The organism is Thermoactinomyces vulgaris, assembly GCF_005886755.1.
Lineage (GTDB): Bacteria > Bacillota > Bacilli > Thermoactinomycetales > Thermoactinomycetaceae > Thermoactinomyces > Thermoactinomyces vulgaris.
Map to the genome: position 1 here is coordinate 891,494 of NZ_CP039710.1, position 17,792 is coordinate 909,285.

Genomic DNA, 17,792 nt, shown 5'->3' on the forward strand with positions numbered 1-17,792 from the left:
AAAATCAATGCCAATTTATTTAGACCATGCAGCGACAACACCGATCCATCCAAAAGTGAAAGAAGCCATGTTGCCTTTTTTGGATCATGCGTTTGGGAACCCCTCCAGTATCCACCAATACGGCAGGGAAGTGAGAAGCGCGCTGGATCGGGCACGTGATCAAATCGCACAAAGCTTGAATGCCGACAGCAGCCGGATTGTCTTTACCAGCGGCGGAACTGAAGCAGATAACCTGGCCTTGTTCGGGGTCATGGAGGCAGAACGCAAAAAAGGCAGAAATCATTTGATCACATCTCAAATTGAACACCATGCGGTTTTGGATACATGCCATTATTTGGAACGGAACGGGTTTGAAGTCACTTATCTTCCGGTGGATTCCAAAGGGCTTGTGGATTTGGAAGCTTTGAAAGAGGCGACCCGGCCGGATACGGCTCTTGTTTCCATCATGTATGGAAACAATGAAGTGGGCACCCTTCAGCCTGTCCGGGAAATCGGCGAATGGGCCCGGGAACGGGGGATTTTTTTTCATACCGATGCAGTGCAGGCATTCGGGGTGGAAGAAATCGATGTAAAAACATTACCCGTGGATTTGGTTACCATCTCCAGCCATAAGATCAACGGTCCCAAAGGGGCGGGTGCCCTTTATTTCGCACCGGAGGTTCCGCTGATTCCCCGCTTTTTTGGCGGTGCCCAGGAAAGAAGGCGCCGTGCCGGAACGGAAAACGTTTTGGGAATCGTCGGATTTGGAAAAGCAGCTGAAATCGCCGGCCAAAAACGCCGGGAGCACAGGGCAAAAATGGAAGGGTTGCGGAAACTCTTTTTGAAAGAGCTGCAAAAACGCGGAACCCGTCACGTGATTAACGGCGATCCCGACCGGAGCCTTCCCCACATTGTCAATGTTAGTTTTCCCGGTACGGATTCCGAAACGTTACTGATGAATTTCGATTTGGAAGGAATTGCGTGTGCGAGCGGTTCGGCATGTACATCCGGAACGCTGGAAGTGTCGCATGTCTTGAAAGCGATGAATTTGCCGGATGAAGTGACAAAATCGGCCATTCGCTTCAGTTTCGGCTGGGAAAATACCGAAGAAGAAGTGAGACAGGCGGCGCAAATCACAGCGTCGGTTGTGGAGAGATTGACTTCGGTGTAAAAACCGGCAAAAGCAGGAATGGACAAGGGTGGAGATCGAAACAAATGGAAAAAGAAAGGGAGGGAGACCATTGAATTTGCATGCCCTTGATCAAATGGAAGATTGGGAAAAGGAATTGGACAACATTGACTGGAAAACCATGCTTGCCGACATTGACCGTGCATTGATGGATAATTTGGCCGCCGAGTTGGGTTTTCCTTCCTACCAACGTTTGGAACAAGCTTCGGAGCGGGTGGTGGAAGACTTTTACGTCGCCCACCTTTCCGACGGCCGGTGGGTGTGGTGGAATCCGACCACGTATGCCAAAGAAGATCCGTTGTATTTTGAGAATAAACAACAAATTATGGAGTTTATTGCCAAAGTATTAAAGTTGGAAAAAAAACATTTAAGACGCTTGGAACAGGGGCTGGATCAAGTAGTGCAAACCAAGCGCTGCCGTTGTTGCGAACACGAATACAATCCGTTTGACCCGTCCCGCATCGATTGGGATGCGGAGCAGGAGCAAGCGGAATTTTGCTCCCCCGAATGTGCGATGGAATATGTGATGGATGAAATGAAAGAAGATTTTACGGGATAATTCTTAAAAGCGACCTCAGATGTTTGTTTGAGGTCCTTTTCTTTAAGGCATGAATCAGGGTGAGTGTCATGAATACACAGTTGGATCTGTTTCAAGAAAGCTATGTCAAAGGCGTTTTCAAACAGGAAATTTTTTATAACGAGGAAACCGGATATGGCGTGTTTATATTGAAGGTGACGGATGCTTCCGAGGAAGTGGAGGAAGAGGAGATCACCGTGGTCGGCAATATGTTGCGCCCGTATCAGGAAGAAGTTTATTGTTGCTACGGAGAGTGGAGAAACCATCCCAAGTTTGGCCGGCAATGGTATGCCCATCGCGTGCAAAAAGAGATTCCGCGCTCCAGAGACGCCATCATCCGTTATCTTTCCAGCGGGCTGTTCTCCGGCGTGGGGCAAAAGACGGCAGAAAAAATCGTTGATTTTTTGGGGACGGAGGCGCTCGACAAAATTGCAAACGATCCCCGTTGTTTGGAGGAAATCAAAGGGATTTCGGCCGCAAAAGCCCGGAAAATCGCTGAGCAACTTCATGACCATCAGGGACTGGAGCAAGCGTTGGTTTATTTGTATCAATTCGGAATCGGCCCGGCCTTGGCCTTGCGGATCGTTCAAACATATAAACATGAGACCATCTCCATTCTGAAAGAAAACCCCTACCGGATGATTGAAGAAATTGACGGAATCGGGTTTCGGCGGGCCGATGAAATTGCCAAAGCACAAGGGCTCAGCGAAGATGCGCCGGAGCGTTTTCAAGCCGCGTTGCTGTATGTGATCAAGGAAGCCTCTCTGTCCCGGGGACATGTTTACGCCACTTGGGAACAGTTGAACGAAGCGGTCAATGATCTGTTGGGGGAAGAGGCGGTCCGATGGTTTCCGGAAGAGAAACGGACGCTTTATATTGAGCATCTGTTGGATGATGACCGGTTGATATTAGAAGACGGCCGCTATTATCTGCCTTCGTTGTATTACGCGGAATACGGGCTTGCCATGCGGGTCAAGCAATTGCTGGAGGAGCCGTTTGAGCCGGATTACTCGGTGGCGGACATTTACGGAAAAATCGGGGAGATTGAAGAAGAGTTGTCAGTCAGTTATGCCGAAAAGCAGAGAGATGCCTTGATCACGGCGATGTTGTCTTCCTTGATGATCTTGACCGGTGGGCCGGGAACGGGGAAGACCACCGTGATCCAAGGGATTTGTCAGCTGTTTTCCCGCCTGAATGAAATTTCCATCAATCCCGAGGATTACAAAGGAACGGAGAAGCCGTTTCCCATCCGGCTGGTTGCGCCCACCGGGCGGGCCGCCAAGCGGATGTCTGAAACCACGGGGCTTCCGGCAATGACGATTCACCGGTTGTTGGGATGGAAAGGAGAATTTTTTGAGCATCATGCCGATCATCCGATTGAAGGAAGTTTGTTAATTGTGGACGAGGTTTCGATGCTCGACATCTGGCTGGCCAATTCACTTTTCCGGGCGATTCCAAAGGGGATGCAGGTGATTTTGGTCGGGGATCAAGACCAGCTTCCTTCCGTGGGACCCGGCCAGGTTTTGCATCATCTCTTGCAGGTGAAAGAAATTCCCCGTGCCGAGTTGACGGAAATTTTCCGGCAACAGGAAGGCTCTTCGATCATTGAGCTGGCGCATGCCGTGAAAAACGGTGAGGTTCCGGATGATTTGTTGTTGCCCCGGCCCGACCGCCGTTTTTTTTCGTGCAAAAAAGAACAAGCGCTGTCCGTCATAGTGCAAACCGTCGTCAATGCCGTCAAAAAAGGGTACACGTTGTTTGACATCCAGGTTCTGGCCCCGATTTACAAAGGCCCCGTCGGGGTGAACCGCATCAACGAAGAGATTCAAGCCGTTTTAAATCCCCCGGGCCCGCAAAAAAAAGAAATTGCTTGGGGAGACACGGTGTTTCGGTTGGGAGACAAAGTGTTGCAGCTTGTCAATCACACGGAACATCCGGTTTATAACGGGGATATGGGCATCATCACCTCCATTGACGAAACGGCTTCCGGGGATCAGCCGGTGTTGTGGGTGCGGTACGACCGGTTGGAAGTTCCTTATAAAAAGACGCAATTGGGCCAAATTTCCCTGGCATATGCCTGTTCCGTCCATAAGGCGCAAGGATCCGAATTTCCGATTGTGGTGTTTCCGGTATTATTTGCTTTTCGCCGGATGCTGGAGCGGAATCTGATTTATACGGGGATTACCCGGAGCAAATCGTATCTGATCATGTGCGGGGAAAAGGAAGCCTTGGTCGAGGGATTGAAAAACCAACGGGGTGAGGAACGAAACAGCCGGCTTCAAGATTTGATTGAGGAAGACTGGTAACAAGTCCCCCGCATTTCCGACGGTGATCCGCCAATACTAAGGGTAGCGGGGGAGGCTGATATCCTTGCGCAAATCCCAGGAAGTGATCGGGCTTTCCATCATCCATCTTGAAACAGGCAAGAAGTTGGGAACCGTCTGTGATCTTCTGTTTGATGAAGAGCAACAGTTCAGGGGTATTTTGATGGAAGACGGCGGTTTGTTTAAAAGGCGAAAGTTTATTTCGACGGACCATATCGTTTCCATCGGAAATGATGCCGTCGTAGTGGACAACGAGCATCCATTTTCCGCCAACCCGAAAAACAAGAATTGGATGAGCATTTGTTCGGGAGACAAGAAATTAAAAGGACGCACCATTTTAACCAGCAGCGGATATGAAATGGGTTTGGTGGAAAATGTCTATTTTCTGGAAGAAATGGGGACGCTGATAGGGTACGAACTCTCTGACGGCATCTTAAATGACATTCGGGACGGCAGAAAGTGGTTGAAAACGAAAAAACCGCTGATTTGGGGAGAAGATGTGTTGATTGCCCCCGCCGACCAAATTGAAGTCAAAGATGCCAATTCTTGAAGGAAGGAAATCAGTATGCTTCGTTGTCCGAATTGCAATTCTCACGACCTGGGAAAAGTGGGAACCAATCAGCTGTATTGCTGGCACTGCTTTGTGGAAATCACCACAGAAGAAGATCAAATTACCTCGGTGTATCAAGTGGAAGAAGACGGAACCCTGACTTCCCTCAATGACCTGTTTTTGGAGGAAAGCTCTCACCTTTCGTATTTGGACTGACCTCACCCACAAGGAGGGAGCTTCGTCATGCGCCGGACACTTTACACCCTTATCGCAGGCGGATTGATTTTATTCGGCTTCAGACGGATGATGCACATGCGGCAAAAAAGCAAGATGCAGTACTATTTGCAGTCCATGATGCGTGCCATGCAAAAAAACAAATGGTTGCGCAAAATCATGATGGAAGGGCTCATGAAAGGGCTTCGTCGCTTCCAAATCGCAAGATAACCAAACCCCGCGAAAATCCCCGGGCCCAAAATAAGCCCGGGGATTTTTTGCTTCTCATAAAATGAGACAGGTTTTCGTATCTTATAAGTAAGATTGGTTTTTCGGGAGGTGCCGTCCGTGGAGCAATGGAAAATGCCGCAATATTTGCATCGGGCTCTTTTTGTCCTTGTTCTGCTCGGCATCTTGTATTTTCTTATGCAACTCGGACCGTGGATATCGGGCATTTTTCGTTTTTTAAAGGCGGTTTTCGGCCCTTTTTTAATTGCCATGATCATTTCCTATTTATTAAATCCGGTGGTCAATTTGTTGAGCCAGAAGTTTCTGCCGCGCAGTCTGGCGGTGTTGCTCATATACAGTTTGTTTATCCTGTCTCTGGTGATTTTGGCGATGAACACCATTCCGCTTTTGCAACATCAATTCAAAGAGTTGGCTGAGCATCTTCCGGAATGGAATGAGCGGATCCAGCTCATGATCAAAGAATACAATGATCACAGCAAAGAGTTGTTGCCTTTTGGGGTCAAAGAAGGCATCGAGCAAGCATTGTCAAAATTGGAGCATAAGATGACCGGTTATGTGGGAAACATGATGAGCGGGATCGGCAGCACCATCAACCAGTTGTTTCTCGTTTTGATCATTCCTTTTTTGGCTTTTTACATGTTAAAGGACATTCAATCCATTGAACGGACATTGCTTACTTTGTTGCCCAAAAAACAGCGCAAGCCGATTCTCCGTTTGTTGAGGGATGTGGACGATGCACTGGGCAATTACATTCGCGGGCAGTTTCTGGTTTGCGTGGTTGTCGGGGTGCTGGCATATATCGGTTATCTCATTGTGGGGTTGCCCTATGCACTCTTGATGGCGGCTTTGGTTGCCGTCTTTAATGTCATTCCGTATCTGGGCCCCATATTTGGCCTCATTCCGTCATTGTTTGTGGCACTGACCGTTTCTCCCAAAACGGCCGTCGGCGTTGTGATCGTCAATCTCTTTGTCCAGATGCTGGAAGGGAATGTGATTTCGCCACAGATTGTCGGGCGAAGCCTGCATATGCATCCGTTGTTTATTATCTTGGCCTTATTGGTCGGTGGGGAAATCGGGGGGGTTTTGGGATTGCTTTTGGCTGTTCCCGTTTTTGCGATGGGAAAAGTGACGGTGGAGCATATTTTGCAACATTTTATTGAACGAAGGGTTTGAAACCCGGCAAAACAGATTGTATAATAAAAAAACCAAAGAGCATCTGGAATATGTGAAACATGATGAAGGAACCGAGTGGATTGAATCCCCGCCAGAGAGAAAAGCCCGTGGGCTGAGAGGCTTTTCCGGAACCGATCGATCCACGGCCAGTTCCGGAATGCAGCTAATCCCTGCCGGCAGAATCTGCCGTTATCCTTTAATGAGGTGACCGTGTTACATACCCGGCTTCGAAAGGACCGGGATTTGACGGTAATAAGGGTGGTACCGCGAGAACAGCCTTCTCGTCCCTGATCGAGGACGGGGAGGTTTTTTATTGGAAAAAGGAGGTAAGGGTTGATGAAAGCAAGTGAAATTCGCCGGAAATATCTTGAATTCTTTGCGGAAAAAGGGCACAAAATCGAACCCAGTGCATCGCTTGTCCCTGTGGATGATCCTTCTCTGTTGTGGATCAACAGCGGGGTGGCCACATTGAAAAAGTATTTTGACGGCCGGGTGAAACCGGAAAATCCACGGATCGTCAATTCGCAAAAAGCGATCCGTACCAATGATATTGAAAATGTCGGATACACGGCCCGCCATCATACGTTTTTTGAGATGTTGGGAAACTTTTCGGTCGGGGATTACTTTAAAGAAGAAGCGATCGAGTGGGCTTGGGAATTCCTGACCGATCCCAAATGGATGGGGCTGGATCCGGAAAAATTGTCCGTAACCATTCACCCGGAAGATGAGGAAGCTTACCGGCTGTGGAAAGAGAAAATCGGCTTGCCCGATGAGCGGATCATCCGCCTGGAAGAAAATTTCTGGGATATCGGCGAGGGACCGAGCGGCCCCAATACCGAAATTTTCTATGACCGCGGGGCCCATCTTTGTGATCCCTCGGATCCGGAGTGTTACCCCGGCGGTGAAAACGAACGGTATCTGGAAATCTGGAACCTCGTGTTTTCCCAATACAACCACAATCCGGACGGGACTTACACGCCCCTGCCGAAAAAGAACATTGATACCGGCATGGGGTTGGAACGGATGGCTTCGGTGATGCAGGATGTTCCGACCAACTATGACACGGATTTGTTCCAGCCGATCATCCATGCAACCTGTGAGAAAGCGGGAGTGGCCTACGGGGAAAAAGAGGAAACCGATGTCGCGTTGAAAGTGATTGCTGATCATGTGCGGACCATTGTTTTTGCCGTGGGGGATGGAGCGCTTCCTTCCAATGAGGGCCGCGGCTATGTTTTGCGCCGCTTGTTGCGCCGGGCCGTTCGTTACGGACGGAAGCTGGGGATCAAACGGCCGTTCCTTTATGAATTGACCCCGATCGTGGCGGAGATCATGAAAGATTACTATCCGGAGCCGGTGCAAAAACAAGATTTCATCCAACGGGTCATCCGGAGTGAAGAAGAAAAATTCCTGGAAACATTGACCGAAGGCTTGCATATTCTTGAAAAGGTCTTGGATAAAGCAAAAACCGAAGGAAAACAAGAAATCTCCGGAAAAGAAGCATTCAAATTGTATGACACCTATGGTTTTCCTTTTGATTTAACCGAAGAAATTGCCCGCGAGCAAGGGGTTTCCGTCGACCGTCAGGGATTCGAAGAAGAAATGAAAAAACAACGGGAACGGGCCCGTTCCGCGAGGGAAGATGCGGACAGCATGCAGGTGCAAGGCGGTGTTCTCTCTGAATTGCAAGTGGACACGGAGTTTGTCGGTTATGAAAAAACCGAATGCCAGACCACCGTTTCCGTGTTGATTCATGAAGAGGAACGGGTTCGGGAATTGACGGAAGGACAAAAAGGGTTTTTGATCCTGAAAGAAACCCCGTTTTATGCGGAAAGCGGCGGGCAGGTCGCCGACCGGGGCGTCATTTTGTCCGGCCAGGCGGAACTGACCGTGCTGGATGTGCAAAAAGGACCGCGTGGTGAGCATGTCCACAACATTCAGGTTGAAAAAGGGACGATCCGCGAAGGAGAAACGGTCAAAGTCGCCATCCATCGCGATTTGCGCCAGGACACGGTGAAAAACCATACGGCCACTCACTTGTTGCACCAAGCCTTAAAAGATGTCTTGGGCGAACATGTGAACCAAGCCGGTTCTTTGGTTGCGCCGGATCGCCTCCGCTTTGATTTCACACACATCGGCGCGATGTCCGAAGAGGAAATCAAAGAAGTGGAACGGCGTGTAAACGAACAGATTTGGGCTAATAATAAGGTGGAAGTCATGATCAAGCCGCTGGACGAGGCCAAAGCGATGGGAGCCATGGCTTTGTTTGGCGAAAAATATGGCAGCATCGTGCGGGTCGTGAAAATTGACGACTACAGCTTGGAGCTTTGCGGCGGAACCCATGTGAAATTCACCGGTGAGATTGGTCTTTTCAAAATTACCGGGGAAAGCGGAATCGGTTCCGGAACCCGCCGGATCGAAGCAGTGACCGGGCGCCATGCTTATGCGTTCGTTGAAGAGCAGATCGGATGGCTCAACCAGGCTGCCCGGCAGTTGAAAAGCAAAGCGCAAGATGTTCCGGAACGGATTGAACAATTGCAAAACCGCCAGAAAGAGTTGGAAAGGGAAAACGAATCCCTCACGGCCAAGTTAAACCAGGCTCAGGTTGCCAAATTGCTGAATCAGGTGCAGGAAGTGTCCGGAGTCCCGGTGCTCGCCACACAAGTGCAAGCCGGCGGCATGGAACCGTTGCGCTCGTTAATGGACGATTTGCGTAAGCACCTCGAAGAAGGAGTCATCGTGCTGGGCGCGGCTTCAAACGGAAAAGTGTCCATTGTGGCTTCGGTCTCCCCCAAATACGTAAAGGAAGGGTTGCACGCCGGAAAATTGGTGAAAGAAGTGGCTGTCCAATGCGGTGGCGGCGGTGGCGGCCGTCCGGATATGGCGCAAGCCGGAGGCAAGAAACCGGAACAATTGCCGGCTGCTTTGGCCGGAGTCAGTGAGTGGATCCGCCGGCAAATGTCCTGTTAAAAACAAAGGATAATCCATTGCAAAAGGCGAAGGATTAAAGTGCGGATCTTCATAAGAGAGGGGTGTGAGATCATCCATGGATGAAACGATGAAGTTTAATTTCCGAGGTGGAAATGAGATCGACCCTAAAGATTTGTTGTTCCACGTTTATGAGGCCTTGAAGGAAAAAGGTTACAATCCGATCAGCCAAATTGTGGGCTACCTTATTTCAGGAGATCCGGCTTATATTCCGCGCCATAAAAATGCCCGTGCCATGATCCGGAAAATGGAACGGGATGAAATTATCGAAGAACTCGTCAAGCACTACTTGGGTGTGGAAAGGCAGAATCAATAAGAAAGGTATTGGAAAATGGATTTGGATGAACTCTCTTCAAAGCATATAGATGATTTCCCCCGGATTCTGGGACTGGATGCAGGAGACCGGAGAATTGGCGTGGCGGTCAGCGATGCATTAGGGCTGACCGCTCAGGGCGTCAAAGTCATTGACCGCAAAAACAGTAACTGGTTGAAAGAATTGGACCAACTTGTGGAACAATATCAAATAAAAGAGCTGGTTGTCGGCTTCCCCCGCAACATGAACGGGACCATCGGTCCCCGCGGGGAGTTGAGCCGGCAACTGGCCGAAGAATTAAAAAAGCGATATGGATATCCTGTGCACTTGTGGGATGAACGCTTGTCAACAGCAGCGGCAGAGCGCACCTTGATTGATGCCGATCTTTCCCGCCGCAAACGGAAAAAGGTGGTTGACCAACTGGCTGCGACATGGATTTTGCAAGGATATCTGGATGCAAAGAGGAGGCAATTTTAATGGCACATAATCATGAACCGGAATACTTGATCATTCCGACGGAAAACGGGAAAGAGGAAAAGTTTGAGATCTTATATACGTTTGATCATGATGAAACAGGCAAAAGCTATATGTTTGTCACGCCGGTCGACGGGGAACAAGGCGGGGAACCGGACGAACAGGAGCCTTACCAAGAAGTGATGGCTTTTCGCTATACCGAAGAGGATGGCAATTTGAATCTGGAAATGATTGAAGAAGAGAATGAAGAAGAATGGGATATGGTGGAAGAAGTGTTTAACACACTGGTGAGTGAATTGGAAGAGGAAAGTGAGGAAAATGAACAATAACAACCTTTCGGTTCACGGAGCAAGAGAAGTGAATATCTTGCGTCAGCAATATCCGGATCACATGGTTTCCAATGTCGAACCGGCCGGCACTCCTTACCGGATTGTCCATGAAGTTGAAGTGAACGGACAACACTATGCTTTGTTGCAAAAAGACGGCGATCATCCGGATGATCTGCACTTGTTTCATGTCAATCAAGGGCGCATCGAAGAAATTGAGGATGAGCAAGAGTGGGAAAATATTGCCGATGCCGTTGACGAAATGTTATATTTTCATGACTTTCAGTAAAAACGGGGGGAACCCCGTTTTCTTTTTGATAAACTGTGCTAACATAGAGAAGGGTTTCTTGTAATAAAGAAGAGATTTAATCAGAAAAAGGAGTCCACGTCTCATGAAATGGTTTTGGCGCATCTTCTTTACCATTGCGCTGCTGGCCGGTTGGGGGATTCTGGGTTACTTCTTTATGGATTTCACTTTGGGCTCATCGGAACGAACCGAACCAGTGGCGGTGGAAATCCCTAAAAATACATCATTGAAGCAAGTCGGCAAGATTTTGGAGGAAAAGCAAATCATTCGCCGGTCCTATTGTTTCGGTCTTTATGTTTTTCTCAAGCAAAAGACCAACCTGCAAGCCGGGAATTACCTGATTGAGCCTGATGAAGACATCGATCGAATATTAGAAAAATTTTCTAAAGGCGAAGAAAACGTTGTTACGGTGACCATTCCCGAAGGATGGGATGCCATGAAAATCGCCAATCGCCTTGAAAAGGAAAAAGAGGATTTTGACAAAGAAAAGTTTCTAGATTTATTGAATAGTAAAAAACCAAAATATAATTTTGAGGTGAACATTCCCCAAAATCCCGACCGACCGTTTAAATTGGAAGGATATTTGTTCCCCAGCACCTATGACTTTCCAAAAACGGCTTCGGAAGAGGAAATCATCAACATCATGCTGGGCCAGTTTGCACAGCGTGTCGAAAAACTGAAAATTCGTGACCGGCTCAATCAAAATGAACCGGAAAAAGGCATGACGTTGGATAAGCTGGTGACAATTGCGTCGCTGGTGGAAAGGGAAGGAAAGGCAAAGCAGGAATATCCGCGCATTTCCGGTGTGATTTATAACCGGCTGCACAGCACCGATAATCAGAAACTGGGAATCGACGCCACTTTTTTGTATGTGACGCAGTTGAAGGAGAAATGGAAGGATATTCCTTTTCATCAGTTGAAATACAAACAGCACCCGTATAATACATATCAAGTCAAAGGTTTGCCGCCGGGGCCGATCGCCAATCCGGGGGAAGAAGCGTTGCGCGCCGCTTTGGAACCGGAACAGCATTCTTACCAGTATTATGTCACCAAGGGAGATGGCAGCGGCGAACATTACTTTGCCGAGACGTATGAGCAGCATAATCAGTACATCAAAATGAGTAATGCCAATCAAGCACAAAGAGAACAGAAAAATTAACAGGAGAAAGCTCTTGCAAAAATGCAAGAGCTTTTTTGGGCAAAAAAAAAGGGATTTTCTGAAAAAATGCTGAACAGAAAGAACATCGCGCTGAATAAATAATGGTTTATTTTCTTTTTTGGTATGAAAGACTGCTTTGATATAAGAAGTATACCCCGCTTTCATCCTGTCGAAGCTGATGAAAGAAGTGGGGTGTCATCATGAAACGAAATTGGCGAAGCATCACAGTCAGCTTGTTGATTTTGTCCATGTTTGCAGTGATTTTGGTTCGGTTGTACATGATTCAGATCGCCTCGGCGCGGTCTTTTGAAATTGTGAATAAACAAGTTGATTTGGTCACCATGGCACAAACGCGGCAAAACAAAGAAATTGTGATTCAAAGCGGTCGCGGGGACATTTTGGATCGCCATCAAGAAACGCTGGTTGGAGGGAACGATTGGCATTTGCTGATCTTTCCGCAAAGTGAAGAGCAGCTCAAGCTGCGCGAGGAGCAATTCAAACAGATTGCCGAATGGATCCATTATCCGTATGAGGCATTCCGACGCCAGTTGTTGCATCTGAAGTCTCCCGCGATCTTGTCAGGCATTCGCGGGGAAGAAATCACCCTGTCCCCCTTGGAGCGGGAGAGGATCGAAGCGATGAACATCCCGGGGGTGATGGTGGTTCAATCGGACCAGCGCATGACATTAAACCAAGTGGCGGAACAAGTGATCGGACAGATTGCCCGCAGTCCGCTCCTTTTGAAAAACCGGTATCAGGAGCAAGCCCAAAACGGAAATTGGCATCCCGAATCATTCATTGGAATCTCCGGGCTTGAACAAGCTTTTGAACCATTTTTGCACGGAGAAGAAGAGCATCTTTTAATTTATACCAAGGCACGGACGGGAAAACCGTTAAACGGGGTGCAGATGAAACGAAAAGATATTCAACGCGGATCCGGAGACCGGCCCAAGACCCTTGTCACCACATTGGACAAAGAGATTCAGCAAATGGCGGAAAACCTGTTGCAAGAAGAAAGTGTGGATGACGGTGCAGTGGTGATTCAGGAGATCTCTTCCGGGGATATCCTGGCGATGGCCAGCCGGCCGAAAGGAAATTCGGAAAAGGAAGGGGAAAATCATTGGGAAAACCGGGCGGTGATGGAGGCAACACCCGGCTCGATCTTTAAGACTGTGGTTGCGGTGGCGGCTTTGGATCAGGGATTGGTCCGCCCGGACACCACTTTCCATTGCAAAGGAAAATTGGATCAATATCATTTGCGGGACAATGATCCCGAAGGGCACGGAAAAATTACGTTTGCCGAAGCTTATGCCAAGTCCTGCAATATTGTTTTTGGCACCGTGGCCAAAACACTCGGTCCTGAAAAACTGGAAGAGTATGCGAAGCGGTTGGGGCTCGGGCAAAAAGTGATCTGGAACGGCAAAGTGTTTCACGACCCGTCGTTTGCGCAGTTGGCTGAAGAGCAAACGGGACTGATTTTTGCAGATTCCACGAATAAAAAAGATGAAGGGGTTTTGGTGCAAACCGGGATCGGACAGCGCGATGTCCGGATGACCCCGGTTCAGGCAACCAATATGATCACTTCGGTCTTCCATCAGGGAAAAACCATGGAACCGCGTCTGGTGAAGGAAATCAAAGATGCTGAAGGGCGCATGTTATTTCGCTTTCGGGAGCAGACAATCGAAGGGGCCAAACCGCTCAAGCCGGAAACCGCCGCATCCGTCAAAGCGCTGATGCGTCAAGTCGTCACAGATGGCACGGCTTCATCGCTTAAAAATGCAACCTGGTCCCTGGCGGGGAAGACGGGAACGGCTCAGATCGGGGTGGACAAAGACCGGTACAACAAATGGATGATCGGTTTCGGCCCCGTGGAAACGCCGCGTTATTCGGTGGCCGTGTTGTTGCGTTCGGTGGATGATGCCGGTGATCAAAGAGCGATAAAAATCTTTGAAAAAGTGATGAACAATTTGGCTGATTTGGAAAAAAAGCGGGCAAAAGAGTGAAGGAATCCATAAAAATGCGGAAAAAAGAATAATTATTTCCGCGGGCGATGTGAAAGTTATTGGTTTCACAAGATGTTCTTCTGGTTGTTTTGTGATTCCTATCCGATTATGATATTAGTAGTATTGTAGGTTTTAAATAAAGGAGTAGAAATCATGAAAATCACCGTTAATTTATCAAAGGCCGAACTTGATTTAATTGAAGAAGCTCTTTTGCAATATCAAAATCTTTTGCTCAAATCAAAAGATCAAGATGAAATGGTCAATGACGAGTTAAAATTGGTGCGCCGCGTTTTGGAAGAGTTTGGGATGGAAGATTTGGAGGAGAATTCTCAGGATCAACCACAGTCCCAGCAAAAGGCATTGCCGATGCCTCCGGGCGGAAACCAATATCAGCCGCCGCAGGGCCAGTACGCTTCTCCCAATCAATACCATGGTCCCAATACCTTTGTAGCTCCCAATCAATATCCATTTTCTCGTTAAATGGATTCAGTAAATCAGCGCCTCTGATTTTCATACTCTTCAGATGGCGCTTTTATATTGGATGCCGGATCATGTTATGATGTACATGAACAAAGATGATTGGTGCATATGCCAAAGGGAGAAAGATGATGAAGGAACAAGAAGTGAAAAATATTTTAAAAAACTTGAAAGTCGGGGAATCGACTTATTTTTCGACGTCGAAGGATGAACATAAGATTGAAGTGGAAAGAGTGTTCAAAGGTTTGGACGAAGGTTGGATGGTGATTTATCAGGGAGAGCGCAAGGTTTTTAGTGATTTGGATGAAGCGGCCCGCTTTTTGTCCCAACATTGGGAAGTGAATATCAAAAAGCGTATGCAAAACCAATATCAGGAAATGAATGATTTGATTGATTTGGGAGAATACTGATCTTGAGAGGATTGGGGAAACAGATTCCTCAATCCTTTTTTTTATTCTCTTTGAAAAAACACGGTTTAAAAATCGAAAAACCGGGGAATATATCTTAATTATGAAACCGGAGCATTTTTACCAGTCTGTAAATAGGAAGGATTGAAGCATGAAAAAATTTACCAACGTCTTCATTATTTCAGTGATTATTTCCTTTGTCTTTATTTTGTGGGGGGGTGTCGCCCCAAAACATATTCTGACGGTCATGAACGATATCCAGACTTTTTTGCAGGATAAGTTTGGTTGGTTCTATTTGTTTTCCACCACGGCCTTTTTGATCTTTTCTTTATTCCTCATTTTCAGCCGCTATGGAAATATTCGACTCGGAAAGGATACCGATCGTCCCGAATTTGGCACCATTTCATGGTTTGCCATGTTATTCAGTGCCGGAATGGGGATCGGACTGGTCTTTTGGGGAACAGCTGAGCCGTTGTCCCATCTTTATCAGCCGATCTTTGCCCAACCAGGTTCCGGTACCGCCGCCAATGATGCGATGCGTTATTCCTTCTTCCACTGGGGATTGCATCCATGGGGAATTTATGCCCTTTTGGGATTGGCGCTTGCTTATGCAAACTTTCGAAAAGATGCTCCGGGATTGATCAGCCACACCTTTTATCCACTGTTGAAAGAGAAAGTGAAGGGACCGGTCGGGAAAACAATTGATATTATTTCCGTTTATGCCACGGTGTTCGGCGTGGCCACTTCCTTGGGATTGGGGGCCATTCAGATCGGCGGAGGGCTTTCTTTTGTGACGCCGCTGGAAAATAACATCCTCACCCAATTCATCGCCATTGTGATTGTGACCGGCTTGTTTATTCTTTCGGCCACCACCGGGCTGAATAAAGGGATCAAGTACTTGAGCAATATCAATATTCTGATTGCGGTATTGTTGATGTTTTTTGTTTTGTTCACGGGACCGACCAAGTTTATCATGAATTTGTTAACATCAACGTTGGGGGCGTATATTCAGGAGTTGCCCCGGATGAGTTTCTATTTGGGGCCGTTTAATCCGCAGGCTAATGAATGGATTCAAAGTTGGACGATCTTTTACTGGGCATGGTGGATTGCTTGGGCTCCGTTTGTCGGAACGTTTATTGCCCGCATTTCAAAAGGGCGCACGGTGCGGGAATTTGTGATCGGCGTCCTCTTGGTGCCCACCTTTTTCGGGGCATTTTGGTTCAGCGTTTTCGGAGGAACCGGACTTCACATGGAGATGTCGGATGGTATTCCGCTTTTTGAACAGATGAGCGAGCAGGGAACCGAAGTGGCTCTGTTCTCGATGCTTTCCCATTTGCCGTTGAGCGGGATTATGATTGTGCTTGCCGTGATTTTGATCAGCACGTTTTTCATTACTTCCGCCGACTCGGCAACGTTTGTGCTGGGAATGCAGACGACGGACGGGAGTTTAAACCCTTCCAATACCGTCAAATGGATTTGGGGACTCATTATTTCCGCTTCGGCTTTGATCTTGCTTTACTCCGGCGGATTGGAAGGATTGCAGATGGCATCGATTATTGCTGCTTTTCCATTTGCCTTTATCCTGATCGGTGTGGCGGTTTCCTTGTTGAAGGCGTTCCGCCAGGAAGTGCCCAAAAGAAGAAGAGCGGGAACCCCGAAAGAGCCGGGATCGGCCAAAGCGAAGTAAGCATCTCGACTTGACTTGAAAACCACTTCTGAATGTCATTTCAGAAGTGGTTTTTTTAAACGGGGAAGGTGTTGGTGGCAAGCGGAAATATGTTAGTATGGAAAAGAAATAAAACCATTTAAAAGTATATTATTAAAAAACGGAATCTTTTTTTAATTCAATCCAATTAAAGGCGGTTGGTACGGTGCAGAAAAAAGTTTGGTTATCTTTGATGGGGGCCGCATTTTTAATGGCCACTTCTGCCGTCGGACCCGGGTTTTTGACACAAACTTCCGTATTCACGGCCCAATTTGGAGCCAGTTTCGGGTTTGTGATCTTGGCTTCCGTTTTGCTCGACATTGGAGCCCAATTAAATATTTGGCGGGTTATTGTTGTATCGAAGATGCGGGCGCAGGATATTGCCCATGCGGTCCGGCCGGGGCTCGGCCACGTTTTGTCGTTTTTGGTGGTGTCAGGAGGATTGGCTTTTAACATTGGCAATGTGGCCGGTGCCGGATTGGGGTTTGAAGTGTTGTTTGGTGTGGATGCGGTATGGGGAGCGGTCATCAGCGGGTTGATTGCCGTGATGGTTTTTTTGTCCAAAGAAGCCGGGAAAGTGATGGACCGGTTTGCCGTGTTGTTGGGATTTGTGATGATTGGGCTGACGCTCTGGGTGGCAGTGGGATCGCATCCTCCCCTGGGTGAAGCTGCGGTGCGCTCGCTGGTTCCCGATGTGCCCGTTGACGGGTGGAATGCATTTTTTATGGCCATTGTGACCGTGGTCGGCGGATCAGTTGGCGGATACATTACCTTTGCAGGAGGGCACCGCCTTTTAGATGCCGGATTGAAAGGAACGGAAGCGTTGCCGGAAACCAACCGAAGTTCGGTTTCCGGAATCATCATCACATCGGTCATGCGTTTGGTCTTGTTTTTGGCGACATTGGGCGTGGTTTCTGCGGGGGGAACATTAAGCGAAAGCAATCCGGCGGCTTCGGTGTTTCAGCTGGCCACGGGAGAGACAGGCTATCAATTGTTCGGTTTGGTCATGTGGGCGGCCGCCATTACGTCGGTGGTGGGAGCGGCATATACTTCCGTCTCCTTTATTCGTACTTGGCATGAAAAGATCGACCGTCATCACCGGTGGTGGACCGTTTGCTTCATCTTGTTGTCCACAGCGGTTTTTGTGGTGGTGGGAAAACCGGTGAAAATGTTGATTTTGGTGGGGACGTTAAATGGTTTTATTCTGCCACTTTCACTGGCCATCATCCTGTTTGCCGCCCGCCGGAAGGAGATTGTCGGTGAATACAGGCATCCGCTTTGGCTGACGGTCTTTGGCATCCTGGTCGCTGTGATCATGGCAACCATGGGATTGGTGGTCAGTGTGGAAGAGTTGCCGAAGTTGTGGTCATAAAGCAAAAAAT

The 17,792-nt window shown here is 48.1% G+C and carries 18 protein-coding genes; all 18 read left to right on the top strand.

Features of this window, described 5'->3' with window-relative positions; translation table 11 throughout:
• The first annotated feature begins 7 nt into the window (after nt 1-7).
• Nucleotides 8-1,150: a cysteine desulfurase family protein gene (locus FA954_RS04640; RefSeq protein ID WP_037993267.1), complete on the top strand. Its 1,143-nt coding sequence runs from the start codon at nt 8-10 to the stop codon at nt 1,148-1,150.
• Between the two features lie 70 nt (nt 1,151-1,220).
• Entirely contained in the window at nt 1,221-1,727 is a 507-nt protein-coding gene (locus FA954_RS04645) for a hypothetical protein (protein ID WP_037993265.1), read from the top strand.
• Between the two features lie 68 nt (nt 1,728-1,795).
• Nucleotides 1,796-4,051 carry an SF1B family DNA helicase RecD2 gene (gene recD2, locus FA954_RS04650; RefSeq protein ID WP_037993263.1) on the top strand — a complete coding sequence of 752 codons (2,256 nt, stop codon included), beginning with the start codon at nt 1,796-1,798 and terminating at the stop codon, nt 4,049-4,051.
• 64 nt (nt 4,052-4,115) lie between these two features.
• The gene (locus FA954_RS04655) at nt 4,116-4,619 is read left to right on the top strand and encodes a PRC-barrel domain-containing protein (RefSeq protein WP_049720414.1); all 504 of its coding nucleotides are present in this window, start codon (nt 4,116-4,118) and stop codon (nt 4,617-4,619) included.
• A 15-nt stretch (nt 4,620-4,634) separates the two neighbouring features.
• Nucleotides 4,635-4,835, top strand: a complete 201-nt coding sequence (locus FA954_RS04660; RefSeq protein WP_037993262.1) for a hypothetical protein — start codon at nt 4,635-4,637, stop codon at nt 4,833-4,835.
• A 27-nt stretch (nt 4,836-4,862) separates the two neighbouring features.
• Entirely contained in the window at nt 4,863-5,063 is a 201-nt protein-coding gene (locus FA954_RS04665) for a hypothetical protein (protein WP_037993259.1), read from the top strand.
• A 117-nt stretch (nt 5,064-5,180) separates the two neighbouring features.
• A complete protein-coding gene (locus tag FA954_RS04670) occupies nt 5,181-6,254 on the top strand; it encodes an AI-2E family transporter (RefSeq protein WP_309485132.1) in 1,074 nt (357 codons plus the stop codon).
• Between the two features lie 336 nt (nt 6,255-6,590).
• Complete coding sequence (alaS, locus tag FA954_RS04675; protein WP_138614892.1) at nt 6,591-9,221, top strand: alanine--tRNA ligase; 2,631 nt, start codon at nt 6,591-6,593, stop codon at nt 9,219-9,221.
• A gap of 76 nt (nt 9,222-9,297) precedes the next feature.
• The gene (locus tag FA954_RS04680) at nt 9,298-9,555 is read left to right on the top strand and encodes an IreB family regulatory phosphoprotein (RefSeq protein ID WP_037993255.1); all 258 of its coding nucleotides are present in this window, start codon (nt 9,298-9,300) and stop codon (nt 9,553-9,555) included.
• A 15-nt stretch (nt 9,556-9,570) separates the two neighbouring features.
• Nucleotides 9,571-10,029 carry a Holliday junction resolvase RuvX gene (ruvX, locus tag FA954_RS04685; protein ID WP_049720393.1) on the top strand — a complete coding sequence of 153 codons (459 nt, stop codon included), beginning with the start codon at nt 9,571-9,573 and terminating at the stop codon, nt 10,027-10,029.
• Nucleotides 10,029-10,355 carry a DUF1292 domain-containing protein gene (locus FA954_RS04690; protein WP_037993253.1) on the top strand — a complete coding sequence of 109 codons (327 nt, stop codon included), beginning with the start codon at nt 10,029-10,031 and terminating at the stop codon, nt 10,353-10,355. Before ruvX ends, FA954_RS04690 begins: the two co-directional genes overlap by 1 nt.
• The gene (locus FA954_RS04695) at nt 10,345-10,641 is read left to right on the top strand and encodes a DUF1292 domain-containing protein (protein WP_037993252.1); all 297 of its coding nucleotides are present in this window, start codon (nt 10,345-10,347) and stop codon (nt 10,639-10,641) included. The genes FA954_RS04690 and FA954_RS04695 overlap by 11 nt, the downstream gene beginning before the upstream one ends.
• A 103-nt stretch (nt 10,642-10,744) precedes the next feature.
• Nucleotides 10,745-11,818: an endolytic transglycosylase MltG gene (mltG, locus tag FA954_RS04700; RefSeq protein WP_138614893.1), complete on the top strand. Its 1,074-nt coding sequence runs from the start codon at nt 10,745-10,747 to the stop codon at nt 11,816-11,818.
• Between the two features lie 200 nt (nt 11,819-12,018).
• The gene (locus FA954_RS04705; protein ID WP_049720391.1) at nt 12,019-13,821 is read left to right on the top strand and encodes a peptidoglycan D,D-transpeptidase FtsI family protein; all 1,803 of its coding nucleotides are present in this window, start codon (nt 12,019-12,021) and stop codon (nt 13,819-13,821) included.
• Between the two features lie 153 nt (nt 13,822-13,974).
• Entirely contained in the window at nt 13,975-14,301 is a 327-nt protein-coding gene (locus FA954_RS04710) for a hypothetical protein (RefSeq protein WP_062843114.1), read from the top strand.
• Nucleotides 14,302-14,429: 128 nt separating this feature from the next.
• Nucleotides 14,430-14,708 (top strand): hypothetical protein, encoded by a 279-nt coding sequence (locus FA954_RS04715; RefSeq protein WP_037993247.1) that lies wholly within the window; start codon nt 14,430-14,432, stop codon nt 14,706-14,708.
• A gap of 148 nt (nt 14,709-14,856) precedes the next feature.
• Entirely contained in the window at nt 14,857-16,392 is a 1,536-nt protein-coding gene (locus FA954_RS04720; RefSeq protein WP_138614894.1) for a glycine betaine uptake BCCT transporter, read from the top strand.
• 211 nt (nt 16,393-16,603) lie between these two features.
• On the top strand, nt 16,604-17,782 hold the full coding sequence (locus tag FA954_RS04725; RefSeq protein ID WP_082240550.1) for an NRAMP family divalent metal transporter: 1,179 nt from the start codon (nt 16,604-16,606) through the stop codon (nt 17,780-17,782).
• The last annotated feature ends 10 nt before the right edge of the window (nt 17,783-17,792 follow it).

Coding starts and splice junctions, on each gene's coding strand:
- FA954_RS04715 (WP_037993247.1), top strand. CDS start 14,430: ATGAAGGAACAAGAAGTGAAAAATATTTTAAAAAACTTGAAAGTCGGG.
- FA954_RS04695 (WP_037993252.1), top strand. CDS start 10,345: ATGAACAATAACAACCTTTCGGTTCACGGAGCAAGAGAAGTGAATATC.
- mltG (WP_138614893.1), top strand. CDS start 10,745: ATGAAATGGTTTTGGCGCATCTTCTTTACCATTGCGCTGCTGGCCGGT.
- FA954_RS04690 (WP_037993253.1), top strand. CDS start 10,029: ATGGCACATAATCATGAACCGGAATACTTGATCATTCCGACGGAAAAC.
- FA954_RS04640 (WP_037993267.1), top strand. CDS start 8: ATGCCAATTTATTTAGACCATGCAGCGACAACACCGATCCATCCAAAA.
- FA954_RS04725 (WP_082240550.1), top strand. CDS start 16,604: ATGGGGGCCGCATTTTTAATGGCCACTTCTGCCGTCGGACCCGGGTTT.
- FA954_RS04665 (WP_037993259.1), top strand. CDS start 4,863: ATGCGCCGGACACTTTACACCCTTATCGCAGGCGGATTGATTTTATTC.
- FA954_RS04720 (WP_138614894.1), top strand. CDS start 14,857: ATGAAAAAATTTACCAACGTCTTCATTATTTCAGTGATTATTTCCTTT.
- FA954_RS04680 (WP_037993255.1), top strand. CDS start 9,298: ATGGATGAAACGATGAAGTTTAATTTCCGAGGTGGAAATGAGATCGAC.
- FA954_RS04705 (WP_049720391.1), top strand. CDS start 12,019: ATGAAACGAAATTGGCGAAGCATCACAGTCAGCTTGTTGATTTTGTCC.
- recD2 (WP_037993263.1), top strand. CDS start 1,796: ATGAATACACAGTTGGATCTGTTTCAAGAAAGCTATGTCAAAGGCGTT.
- alaS (WP_138614892.1), top strand. CDS start 6,591: ATGAAAGCAAGTGAAATTCGCCGGAAATATCTTGAATTCTTTGCGGAA.
- ruvX (WP_049720393.1), top strand. CDS start 9,571: ATGGATTTGGATGAACTCTCTTCAAAGCATATAGATGATTTCCCCCGG.
- FA954_RS04710 (WP_062843114.1), top strand. CDS start 13,975: ATGAAAATCACCGTTAATTTATCAAAGGCCGAACTTGATTTAATTGAA.
- FA954_RS04660 (WP_037993262.1), top strand. CDS start 4,635: ATGCTTCGTTGTCCGAATTGCAATTCTCACGACCTGGGAAAAGTGGGA.